Here is a 12,518-nt window from a genome sequence, read left to right on the forward strand (position 1 = left end):
CTTTATTTCTCGTCTGACGGAATTTCCTTTCCATGTTCTCTGGCCACAAAAGTCAGTCTTCCGCTGTCCGGCTTCGGTGCATCCTTGGTGTATGCGTCATAAACCGCCAGCGGGATCAGGCCTGCCTTTTCAAGAAGTTCCCTTACTTTCTCCGGATCATAGGCCTTCTGGTAATGAATTTCCTCGTCTCTCTCATAAAGACCATCTTCTCTCGGAAGAAACAGAGTCAGATCATACACATTGATCCCGGTCTCCTCATCAAATTCATTTTCCCAGATAAAGCTTCCCTCTTCCCGATTCTCTGCAATAGTCGTATTTCCAAGCATTTCCCGGTATTTATACGGGGTGTTCATATCAAATATGAAAATTCCATCCGGATCAAGATAATTGTTCACCAGTTTAAATACAGTAAGCAGATCATCCTCCTCTGTGATGTAATTCATACAGTCACAGACGCTGACGACAGCACGTACCGTTCCATAAAGTTCAAACTCCCGCATATCCTGTTCCAGATAAAGGATCTCATGACCGGATTCTGCACGTTTTTCCATGGCTTCGCCAAGCATTTCCTCAGAGTTATCCACACCGATCATATCATAACCGGACTCAGCCAGAAGCTCTGTCATCACTCCGGTCCCACAGCCAAGTTCCAGCACGATCCCGTCTTCAATTCCGTATTCTTTAAGACTTCCTATAAGATATTCCGCCCATTTTTCATATTCCACATTGTCCATGAAAATGTCATAAACTCTGGCAAAATCGCTGTATGCTTCCATAAAAACCTCCAAATATTTTCCGGGCGTTCCATCGCCCGCAGCGTTCACATTATACCATGTCTTCCTGTATAAGTATACGCCTCTGACATAATATGACACAAAAAATCCGGGACCGCAGCTACAAAAGCTGTGATCCCGGAATTCTTATCTAACCGAATCTCCTGCTGCTCCAGGCTTTACTGTACAGGCATATAGTATACGTCTGCAGCCTCACCGTGCCAGTAGAAGCTTGTTCCATCCTCTTCATATACATCACAGTCATACTGAGAAGAGAAGGTGAAACGGTTTCCTTCGTTATCCATCCATGCACCGTTTCCGTCCGGAACGATAACACGTGGTTTACCATCGGAGTTTCTGTAAATAGTTCTTGTCTCATCTGTGTTGCCAAGCTGCTCATCTGTAAATCCGCCATTTACGATAGCACCGGAGGAGCTGCTGTCAGTGGATGCAGTTCCATTGGAAGAACCATCAGATGTACTGCTTCCGTCTGTAGATGTTCCGTCAGATGCTGTGCTTCCGTCGGCAGCTGTAGTTCCATCTGCTGCTCCGTCAGAAGAAGCTGCTGCATTACCATCTGCAGATGCACTTCCGTCAGAGGAAGCTGCTGCATTACCTTTACCGGCAGTCTTGGCTGCGGAACCATTTGCCGCACTCTTCAGAGTGGAATCACCAAGGATCGCAAAGCTGTCGACAGACTCCTGAACCTTTTTCAGAGCATCCTCTTTTTTAACAGATGCCACAAGGCTGTAATACTCACTGTCATTTACAAAGTATTTATTGATAGCATATACATAACCGTCACTCTTGGTCGTATCCTTATATTTCACAGTATAGGAATAAATGTTGATTCCGTCTTTCTGATCTGCCTTGTAATCCTGGATTTCAAAATCGGTTCCATTTACCATGTTCTCTGCCTGTGTCATGGAAACTGCCATATCCTGGGAGTTCGGGATCACTGCAGATTCCAGATCTGCACCGGAGCCGTGAAGGATCAGGATCCTGCCCTGGTCCGGAGACTCGAAGCTTACCATATCTGTCTCATCGGACTTGTTGGCCCAGGTTGCATCTGGAAGCTTGATCGCTACGGATTTATCCTTGGATGTATAGGTTGTATTCTGTGCGTCTGCTGCAACAGTCGGTGTAACCTTCGCTTTTTTCGCCGGTGTCGGAGTAGGAGTAGACTCCACAACCACGCTGTCCTCTTTTCCTCCTCCGAAACTACATGCCGTCATGACACCAGAAAGAGCAACAGTCATAGCTAAAAGTGCAATAAATTTTTTATTCTTCATAGTATCCTCCTCATAATCATCATCAGTCACAAAGTGTGTCCGGAATATTCACTCCTGAACACACTCTTTGCTATAGTTTACGATTTTATTACAGCTTTGTCAATTGATTTCTCCCTGTACTTTATGAATATCCTGTAAGCAGATATCCTGCTCCGTACAGGATTTTTCTAACATTATAATTTTCCCAGATATACCTATCTTATTCTCTTCTTATGCTGATCCTGTATTTCCCGTTTTACGCCTTCATTACGAAAGTTCTGATTTATTCCCCACCAAGTAAGCCTCCTGTTTTAATGACAAATATCTCCCTGGATCTGTCCCCTCTTTTTTTTCTATAATTGTGTCTTTATTCATGTACACTCATGTTGTAAAGTATACCCAACCAAAAATATATGAAAAGAGGACATCCATACATCGATGTTTTCGCGAAAGGATCTATCACTATGGAAAAAGCAGTTCAGACATCTCAGAGAACTGACCAGGAGCTTTCATCTGTTCAGTTTCTCACCATTACAGCCGCATTTGTTGCACTGACTTATATCTTCACAGCATTTATTAATGTTAAGCTTCCGATCGCTGCCAACGGCGGACTGATCCACCTTGGAAATGTGCCGTTATTCATCGGTGCCATTTTATTCGGAAAGAAAACCGGAGCCATTGCCGGTGGGATCGGAATGGGTCTCTTTGACCTTCTCTCCGGATGGACCCTGTGGGCACCATTTACTCTGATTATTGTTGGGATCATGGGCTTCACAGTAGGTAAGCTCACAGAGGATCCCCGGCACCAGAACATGAAATGGTATGTGAACGCCATTGCCGCAGCCTGCGTGATAAAGGTTGCTGGATACTACATTGCAGAGGTTATCATCTACGGAAATCCACTGGCACCGGTATCTTCCATCCCGGGAAACCTGGTCCAGATCGGTGTTGCAGCTGTCATCGTTCTCATAGTGATCACCCCCTTAAACCTTGCAGTGAGAAAAACCGGATTAAAAAAATAGCTGTAACAGCTGCCGTAATTTACGGAAATAATATAAAGATCAAGAGGTGAGCTTATGTATAAGATCATGACACCGGGACCTACACAGGTCGCAGAGAATGTCCGTCTGGCAAGAAGCATGGAATGCACAAATCCGGATCTGGACGAAGATTTTGTCGAATTTTATAAAGAAACCTGCGAGAAGATCAGCGCTCTTCTCCATACCTCCAACAAAACCCTCATCTTAAGCGGTGAGGGTATCCTTGGACTGGAGGCTGCCATTGCTTCCATGACTGAGCCAGGAGATAAGGTTCTTGTTCTGGACAATGGTATCTACGGAAAAGGCTTTGCCGATTTTGTTTCCATATACGGAGGCAGACCGGAGCTTTATACCAGAGATTATCAGAACACTCTCGATGTAAAGGAACTGGAAGCCTTCCTTGCGGATAACCATAACTACAAATATGCAACCGTAGTACACGGCGATACTCCAAGTGGCATGCTCAACGATGTATCTGCCATCTGCCCGCTTCTTAAAAAATACGGGATCCTTACCGTTGTAGATTCTGTCTCCGCTTCCTTCGGCGAGCCTCTGAACATTGATGCATGCCAGATCGATATCATGTGCGGCGGATCACAGAAGGTGGTATCTGCACCTCCGGGACTTACCTTTGTTGTAGTCAGCAGTGATGCAAAGAAGGCAATGACTGAAAGAAAGGCCCCCATTGCTTCTTTCTACGCAAATCTCACAACCTTCGCACATTATTATGAAGAAAAATGGTTTCCATATACCATGCCGATCAGCGATATCTATGGTCTGCGGGCTGCTATTGACAACATTGCCGATGATCCCGGGATTCTTACACGCCACGCCAAAATCGCCGCAGCCTCCCGAAAGGCCATTACAGGAGCCGGACTGAACCTTTACCTGCACAGCGGATATTCCAGTACAGTTACTGTTTTTGAAGTACCGGAGGGCACAACAGCCGAAGCGATCCTTGAGGGAGTAAAAAAAGACTACAACATTATGCTGGCAGGTTCCTTCGATGTCCTAGCTGGCAAAGTGATCCGCATCGGACATATGGGAAACAACGCTACATTCTATAATGTAAGAGAAGTTTTCGCAGCCCTAGACGGGACTTTGCGCAGGCTTGGCGTTCCGCTTAAGGCTTCCATGGAGGATATCTTCTGCAAAAACATGCAGTAATTTCTGAGATTTCAATAGTAAAAAGCACTGTAAGATGAATCCAACTTTTCATCTCGCAGTGCTTTTTTATAATTCTTATAATATTTTTCTTTATTCTTTTACCGCACCGGATGTCATACCACCTACGATGTATTTCTGGCCGATCATGTAAACAATAATAACCGGGATACAGGTAAGTACGATATCAGCAAAAATATAGTTCCAGTAACTCTTGTTCTTTCCGAAGAACTGATATACAGCCATTGTCATCGGGAAGAGACGGCTCTTGCTTGACAGATACAAAGGTGTGAGGAAATCACTCCATACTGTCATGAACTGAAGGATAAAACATGTTACCATAGTTGGTTTCAGAAGCGGCATGATGATCTTGAAGAACAGGCTTAACGGGCCTGCGCCGTCGATAACAGCAGCCTCGTCCAGCTCAACCGGGACAGAGATTACGAAGTTACGGATGGTAAATACACAGAACGGAATCATTGCACTGGTAAATACCATGATAATGCCAACTCTTGTATCGTTCAGGTGCAGTGTACTGAGTACACGTACCAATGTTACATAGTTGACCGGGAAGAACAGTCCGCAAAGTACAAAGTAATACAGGAATACATTCAATTTTGTTCTCTTACGGCACATAACAAATGCAGCCATGGAGCAAAGTACAACGCCAAGTGTTGTAGCGATCAGCGCATATGCAAAACTGTTCAGGAATCCCTGGATCAGGCTTCCTTTTTCAATAACCTCAGAGTAGTTGGAAAATACCCACTCTGTAGGAAGTGCCAGACTCATTCTGGCTGCCTCTGCTTTTGTCTTAAAAGAGTTGATCAATACCATATAAAATGGAAGCACGACACATAAGCAAAGCAGGATACATACAACATGTTTTAATAAATTCTGAATTCTTTTTTTTGCCATTACTGCTGTACCTCCTGTTTACTCAATGTCTTAACAATAAATACACCTATGATCGCTGTAATTACAAGAAGAACAGTATTCAATGCAGAAGACATTCCATACTGGCCTCTGGAATAGAGCTGGAATGCATAAGTTGTAAGAACCTCTGTTGCATGTCCAGGGCCACCGTTTGTAAGTACATAAACAATATCGAATACTTTCAGACCATATGTAATACCAAATACAAGGTTGATCATGATAGCACCACTCAGCATCGGAAGTGTTACATACCGAAGTCTCTGCCAGAAGTTTGCACCGTCAATCTGTGCAGCCTCATAATAAGATTTCGGAATCGTATTCAGACCTGCAAGAAAGATAGTCATAACATAACCAATACCTCGCCATGCATCTACACCATAGATGGATTTCCATACAATAGCCAGATCAGACAGCCATTTCTGTTTGAAAATTCCAAGATGGAATGCATCAAGAAGTGTGTTTAAAAGTCCGTTATTATAATTCAGGATGGATTTAAATACAAGACCAATGATTACAAAAGGCAGAATAGACGGCAGGTAGAGCAATGTTCTGTAAAGCCCTTTGCCTTTAAGTCCCTCCTGAAGCATAATCGCGATCAGAAGAGCCGGGATCAGCTTAACGATGTTGGAAATGATAGTAAACTTCAATGTATTGCCAATACCGCTCAGATAAGACTTATCTGATGTAAAAATCTCAGCAAAATTCTGCAGTCCCACAAAATGAGTACCATTAAGAACACTTCTGGAGTTCCAGTCTGTAAAGGAGTAACCAACACCCATTACACTGGGAAGCAGGAAAAAAATGATATATAATGCCAACGGCAGTATCAGAAACCACTGTGGATAGATTCTCTTCTTATTCACAGAAAGCACCTCCTGTTTTAAGTTAAAACAGAGCCGGCAAATACCGGCTCTGCCTTCGGGTCAACTAGTTTTAAGTTCTGTTATTTATTTCCAGTTCTCGTCGCCTACAGTTTTTGCTGCCTCAGCACGGTTGGTATCCATGTTCTTAAGAACATCGTTTGCTTCCATCTCGCCCTGGCAGAATGCAACCATATCCTGACCAAACTGTGTCCAGTAATCGTTTGTATATTTTGTACCTGTCTGAAGTGTTACAACAGCCTTCTTGTCATCCGGAACTGTTTTAAGGAACTCCTGCTCCTCCGGCAGCCAGTGCTGCTCAAGCTTGTCATCGTTAACGTCAAGGTTTGTGTATGCCGGAGAGTTGTCAAGAATTTCCTGAAGGCTCTCTGTTGTTGTAACGAAGTTGAAAAACTCTTTTACAAGATCCTCATGCTCTGTTCCCTTGTAACCAAACATTGTCGGGCCGGAGTTGCTGCTTGGATACCAGGTATTGTCGCCAAGTGGCTCAAGGAACATTCCAAACTCATCAGATGTGCCTGTGTCTTCCTGGATCTGTTTGATGAAACTGGAATTTGCAAGTGCCATTGCACAGTTTCTGTCACCAAATTCGTTGGACATGTTTGTACTGTCTGTTCCGATCCAGTCTTCTCCGAAGTATCCTGCATCAGAGAGTTCTTTGAACTCATTCAGAACTTCAAGCATCTTCTCGTTATCTGCAAATGTTGCTTTGTTTTCATTTAATTCGTCATATAGACCAGGTGTTGCTTCTTCATAAACGCCGCCGATCTGGAAAAATGCCAGCTGATGCTGCCATCCATCTGCACCAGGCATGAACCAAGGTGTGATTCCTGCATCCTGGATCTTACCGCAGAGTTCTTTCAGCTCATCATATGTTGTCGGTACTTCCCAGCCGTTCTCTTCGAACAGTGTCTTGTTGTAAACCATTACATACTCCGGAGATGCGTTCCAGATCTGAAGTCCGTACAGTTTGTCATTGTATACGCAGGACTCTTTTCTTGTCTCCGGCATAACATTCTCCCAGGAAGCTCCTGTAAAGTCGATGCAGTATTTCTCAGGATCAACGATGGTAGATTCAATTGCAAACGGGTTGGACTGGATCCAGAAGATATCTGCACAGGAATCTGTAGCAAGTTTGGACTGAAGAAGATCTGAATACTGATCAGCCGGAATCGTCTGAAGGTCTACGGTAACATCGTAGGTATCCTCAAAACGTTTAATTGTCTCATCGTAACGATTGTCCATCCATCCTGCTGAAACCAGGATGCTGAGCTCCTCGCCTGCGAAATCGCTCTTCTCATCCGCTGCAGATACGTTCACTGCAAGTCCTGTCGTCATGGAAGCGATCATTGCTGCTGCACAGGCTACTGCCAGAAATCTCTTTCTTTTCATTAATGTTTCCTCCTTTTTTTGAACTGATTTTTCGTTCTCTCTTGATGATATTAGTTTATCATCTGATCATTTTAAAAGCCATGGATATTCCTGCCCTGTATTTGTACTTTTTTCACAGTTTATTATACTTTTTTCATATTTTCCGTAACTATACACAAGTTTCTATTGACATTTTCAAGCACTATTTCAGAATTACATTTTTACGGTTTGTACTTTTTTTACAAATGTGCTATACTTTTAGCCAATGTTTTGCACGACCATTTCACACACAGGGGGCTTACCAATATGAAAACACGCAGTCTGCAGTCCAAACTTTTTATCGCCTATCTTGGCATGGCCTGCCTGATCCTTTTTTCTTTTGCCATATTCTTTTATGTTTTTGCATCCGGGCAGCTGAAGAAAAGCCAGATCAGTGCCATGAGCACCTTAAATTCCACATTTCAGTCCCAGGTAGACTCTGCAATCCAGAATCTTGACACTGTATCTGTAAACATCAATTACAGCAACATGTCGAAATCCGTTCTCGACCAGAAATTTGACCTTAATATTTCCGATGAAATGCTTTCTGCCATGTCCGATCTTTTTATCTCCTTAAGCGGCACCGAATTGAAAGCTGATCAGGTAAATCTTTATGATTTCTCCGGATATGTGCTCCAGGCCGGCCTTTCCACCATGGTCAAAAAAAGCGACGACTCTCATAATGAATGGATCCAGAAAGCCCGTGAAGCCAACGGAAAAAAAGTCCTGACAGCTCCTTACAGCACTTACGTCTATTCCAAATCTGCCCGCTATCCCCAGTGGTTCATCTCCCTGTACCGCTCCTTCACCAACCAGTACGGCCGTGGTGTCGGCGTGATTGAAACCGCCAAACAATGTAAATCCATCTTTAAGAGCATCATTTCCTATGAGAAAAAAAATCACGGAAATGCTGCCAGTGTCTATGTTTTCAATGAGTCCGGCGATCTTATCTATCCTTATGATATCACAGCCGACGATACCAATGATATTTCAAAATATTACAAACTTACTGATTCTGACCAGGATACCCTTACCGTACAGAGTCCCGTCACAGATCAGAAAGAATACGTCTCCAGACTGAATTCCGCATATACAGGCTACACTTATCTGACTATCCAGCCGGAATCTGTGATCCTTGCCCCTGTATACAAAATGCTGAAGATCCTTCTGGCTGTTGTTGCTGCTTTTCTTGCCGCAGCAGTAATCGTTTCCTACAGGCTTTCCCGTTCTGTAGTAAAACCGGTGAAACACCTGAAGCACATTATCCAGCGTATGGAACTGGACACTCTCGGCCAGGAAAAAGTCACTTCCTATCCGGTTTCCGTCAATGAACTGGAAGAACTGTATCAGGCATTCCAGCTGATGAGCGATAACCTAAAAGATTCCATGACTCAGCTTAACGAAGCCAAGGAGCAGGAAATGAAAGCACGCAGCATGGCTTTGCAGAGTCAGATTAATCCTCATTTTTATTACAACTCTCTTTCCAGCATTATGGTGCTTGCAGAAAACGGAGATACGGATACCGTGGAAAAAATGTGCCGCAATCTTTCCAGGATCATGCGTTATATTACCAATACTGCTGAAACAACTGTAACACTCCGCGAAGAGCTTGATTATGTCCAGAAATATCTCTACTGCATGAAGGTCCGCTACCAGTCCAGTCTGAATTATTCCATTGATGTGGATGAATCTCTTCTGGATCAGCCGGTTCCGAAGCTGATCATCCAGCCTATTGTGGAAAACGCTATCAAATATGGTTCTGACTGCGAACCGCCATGGACTATCACAATCAGCAGTACAATAAACCAAAACAGCTGGCAGATCGATGTTACAGACACCGGACCGGGATTCACTGAAAAAGCCAAGAAAAAAATAAATTCAGATATCATGAATGCCATTCGAAATCCCGGCATGCCTGCTTTGAAGATCAACGGTCTTGGCACTGTCAATGTATTTCTCCGCTGGAAACTCTTCTGCAAAGATGACATCATTTTCAGGTATGGAAATACAGCGGACGGCCACGGAATTGTTTCTATTGGACGGTATTTTCAGACAGATGCGGAGGAATAATACTATGAACTATACTGTTATTGTGGCAGAAGATGAAGAACTTCTTCTGAATAATCTGGTACATAAGATTGAAAAAGCAGATCCTGATTTTCAGGTGATCGGCACAGCACAGACAGGTGCACAGGCCCTCTCGCTGGTGGAACAGATGAGCCCGGATGTGGTATTTACGGATATCAAGATGCCCGTCATGGACGGAATCACCCTGCTCACCAGGATCCGTGATCAGTTTCCCTTTACGAAATTTGTGATCACCAGCGGATTTTCTGATTTTGAATACGCAAAAAAAGCCATCACGCTGAAGGTTTCTGATTACCTTCTGAAGCCTGTAGATCCGGACGAACTCCAAAATGTTCTCCTTAAGATCAAACAGGAACTTCAGATCAAACGTGATGACTACGAAACCGTATTCGCCCCAGGTGCTTCCTGCATGTCACCGGGACAGATTGCAGAGCTTCTCAAGAACTTCATGGTACAGAATTATGCAGAGGATATCAACCTGAACCTGATTGCAGGAACCATGAACTACAGTCCCAGCTACCTGACCAAAATCTTCTGTCAGGTCTATGACTGCACCCCTACCAAATATCTGATCAATCTCCGGATGAGCCATGCACAGAAGCTGCTGATCCATGAGCCTTCCCTTTCTGTAAAACAGATCGGTGAAATGTGCGGCTATCACGACCAGGGATATTTCAGCAGGATCTTTAAGAAACATACAGGGAAAAGCCCTCTGGAATATAAAGATGAGGGAGAGCGCCAGCAGATCAGTTAATAAATTTTCCAGGTATATATAAACAAAAAAGTCATTTCACGACGTCCGGTTATGCTCTGTTCCCAAAGCATCCGGCTTCTGAAATGACTTTTTATATTTTATTTCACAACTTCATACATATACAATTCATGAAGAGCTCTCGTCGCCGCAATATATCTCGCCCGCTCCACGATCGGACTTCGGTCTTCCCCAGGAAATACAGAAAATACTTGATCAAACTCCAGCCCCTTTGCCATGTAGAATGTTGTGACAGTCAGGCCTTTTTGGAAGTTTGTGCTGTCTCTGTGAAGAAGGGACAAACGCTCCTTGGTATCAAAGCCTTCTGCTTCCAGCTTCTCCTTCAGAATGTAGTAAGTTTCCCTTGCTTCATCTGCAGTTCTTGCGATCACTGCTGCTGTTTCATATGAAATAATATCTTCAACACCTTCATCTGCATTCTCAGCTATGACTGCCTGCTTCTCAAGCCGCAGCTCTCTCACTACGCTCTCCAGTGCCTCCTCAAGCCCCGGAAATTCTTTTTCCACAACAGGTTTTCCATGACGTTCAAAAAGCTCCACTTCCGTAATTCCCGCCAGTTTATTGGCATAAGACGCAATCTCAACAGTATTACGGTAGCTCTTGTTCATCACGATCCTGCGTATATCTTTTCCAAAGATCTTAGGCAGAAATGTCAGCACATCCTGTTGCTCGCCGTCCATAGTCTGTTCTCTGTCCCCAAGAATAGTCATCCTACATTTAAAGAGTCTCTGAATGATCAGATACTGGATCATGGAATAATCCTGCATCTCATCCACGATCAGATGGCGCACACCGGAATCCTCCTGCTGAGTTTCCAGCCGATATTTCAGATACAAAACCGGATACACATCCTCATAGCGCAGCTTTCTTTTTTCATACTGAACCTGTGGAAGAGAAGGAAAACCTTCCTGTCTCAGGAAACGGTTGTACAGCACATAGAGATCTCTTGTCTCATACATCCTGTAGAAACGGCTCTTCACAGCCTCCCTTTCCTCATCCGGAAGATCGAATCCCTTAAGAGTCTCCACCTCATCAATGAAATATTCTGCTACTGCATCCATTCTGGAAAGCAGCGGGATATCCATGAATTTAAAGTAAAAAAGCTCTATGATCTCCTGCTCTTTTTTGACCACGCCTCTGTGTTCCACATCACGGAAGTTCATAAGGCTGTCCTCAAGCTCCACCAGATATCCTTCCATACGATCCAGAAAATCCCGTGACAGTTTCTCTTTCAGAAGCTTTTCATCGCATAATCCTGCAATCTGACGCTCGATCAGATCATATCTGTCTTCACAGTCAGAAACAACATTTTTCAGTCTCTTGTATGCAAAAAGGTCAAAGCTCATCTCCCGGATATTCTCCTCGCCAAGCTCCGGCAGGATATGGGAAATATAGTCCGAGAACACCCCATTCGGTGAAAGCACCAGCACAGAAGAAGATTTCAGATTTTTCCTGTCATGATACAGGAGATAAGCGATCCTGTGCAGGGCAATGGAAGTCTTTCCGCTTCCTGCTGCTCCCTGGATCACCATGATACGATCCGAAGTGTTTCGGATGATCGCATTCTGCTCCTTCTGGATCGTGCGGATAATATTCTTCAGCTGTACATCACCGTTGCTTCCAAGCTCTGCCTTCAGGATCTCATCGTCGATCTTCACATCACTCTCAAACTCATAGATCATTTTTCCACCGCGGATCTTGTACTGCCACTTGGCAGCAATATCCCCGTGGATCTCGCCAAGCGGAGCCTGGTAGGAAGCCGGTCCCTTGTCAAAATCATAGAACAGTCCGGACACAGGTGCTCTCCAGTCATAGATCAACGGAAGTCCGCCGTTCTCCTCAGCCAGGTTCGCAATTCCGATATAAAATATCTCCGGCTCATCTTCTCCTTCATAGCAGAAATCCACCCTTCCGAAAAACGGTGAATCCATCATCTTCCTGAATCTCCGACGCAGTTCGATCTTCTCATTGCTGGCATTGATCTCATGGAGAAGTGCCTGCTGGTTATCAAAATTCTCATAACCGTACTGGTCCATCTCTGTATAGTTTTCCCAGTAGTACTCATGCATACCTTCGATTTCTTTCTGTCCGGCCTCTATGGATTCATCCAGCTGTGCGATCCTGTGCTTTAATGACTCTGTCACATGTGAAAGGTATTCACGTCCGTTTTTTACCGCTGCCATAAG

The 12,518-nt window shown here is 44.1% G+C and carries 10 protein-coding genes; 4 read left to right on the top strand and 6 right to left on the bottom strand.

What is annotated here, in order from left to right:
• Positions 1 to 2 precede the first annotated feature (2 nt).
• Both DW694_RS11080 and DW694_RS11085 read right to left on the bottom strand, forming a co-directional pair.
• Entirely contained in the window at positions 3 to 776 is a 774-nt protein-coding gene (locus DW694_RS11080; protein WP_022426586.1) for a class I SAM-dependent methyltransferase, read from the bottom strand.
• Positions 777 to 952: 176 nt separating this feature from the next.
• Entirely contained in the window at positions 953 to 2,065 is a 1,113-nt protein-coding gene (locus tag DW694_RS11085) for a hypothetical protein (RefSeq protein WP_242872524.1), read from the bottom strand.
• Positions 2,066 to 2,508: 443 nt separating this feature from the next.
• On the opposite strand from DW694_RS11085, the gene DW694_RS11090 reads away from it, so the two are divergent.
• Positions 2,509 to 3,066: an ECF transporter S component gene (locus DW694_RS11090; RefSeq protein WP_118753003.1), complete on the top strand. Its 558-nt coding sequence runs from the start codon at positions 2,509 to 2,511 to the stop codon at positions 3,064 to 3,066.
• A gap of 54 nt (positions 3,067 to 3,120) precedes the next feature.
• On the top strand, positions 3,121 to 4,251 hold the full coding sequence (locus tag DW694_RS11095) for an alanine--glyoxylate aminotransferase family protein (protein ID WP_118753004.1): 1,131 nt from the start codon (positions 3,121 to 3,123) through the stop codon (positions 4,249 to 4,251).
• Between the two features lie 90 nt (positions 4,252 to 4,341).
• Here the strand turns inward: DW694_RS11095 and DW694_RS11100 are convergent, their stop codons facing one another.
• The 3 genes from DW694_RS11100 to DW694_RS11110 all read right to left on the bottom strand — a co-directional run bounded on the left by DW694_RS11100 (position 4,342) and on the right by DW694_RS11110 (position 7,454).
• A complete protein-coding gene (locus DW694_RS11100) occupies positions 4,342 to 5,163 on the bottom strand; it encodes a carbohydrate ABC transporter permease (RefSeq protein WP_092068387.1) in 822 nt (273 codons plus the stop codon).
• On the bottom strand, positions 5,163 to 6,044 hold the full coding sequence (locus tag DW694_RS11105; protein WP_226843038.1) for a sugar ABC transporter permease: 882 nt from the start codon (positions 6,042 to 6,044) through the stop codon (positions 5,163 to 5,165). Before DW694_RS11105 ends, DW694_RS11100 begins: the two co-directional genes overlap by 1 nt.
• 84 nt (positions 6,045 to 6,128) lie before the next feature.
• Entirely contained in the window at positions 6,129 to 7,454 is a 1,326-nt protein-coding gene (locus DW694_RS11110; RefSeq protein WP_015527223.1) for an ABC transporter substrate-binding protein, read from the bottom strand.
• Between the two features lie 285 nt (positions 7,455 to 7,739).
• Between DW694_RS11110 and DW694_RS11115 the strand changes: the two genes are divergently transcribed.
• On the top strand, positions 7,740 to 9,542 hold the full coding sequence (locus DW694_RS11115) for a histidine kinase (RefSeq protein WP_118753005.1): 1,803 nt from the start codon (positions 7,740 to 7,742) through the stop codon (positions 9,540 to 9,542).
• Positions 9,543 to 9,546: 4 nt separating this feature from the next.
• Positions 9,547 to 10,314, top strand: coding sequence for a response regulator (locus DW694_RS11120; RefSeq protein ID WP_092068395.1), 768 nt, complete (start codon positions 9,547 to 9,549; stop codon positions 10,312 to 10,314).
• A 98-nt stretch (positions 10,315 to 10,412) separates the two neighbouring features.
• Here the strand turns inward: DW694_RS11120 and DW694_RS11125 are convergent, their stop codons facing one another.
• Complete coding sequence (locus DW694_RS11125) at positions 10,413 to 12,515, bottom strand: UvrD-helicase domain-containing protein (RefSeq protein WP_092068398.1); 2,103 nt, start codon at positions 12,513 to 12,515, stop codon at positions 10,413 to 10,415.
• Positions 12,516 to 12,518: the final 3 nt, after the last annotated feature.

This window comes from Ruminococcus sp. AM26-12LB, from assembly GCF_003480785.1.
Classification (GTDB): domain Bacteria; phylum Bacillota; class Clostridia; order Lachnospirales; family Lachnospiraceae; genus Blautia_A; species Blautia_A fusiformis.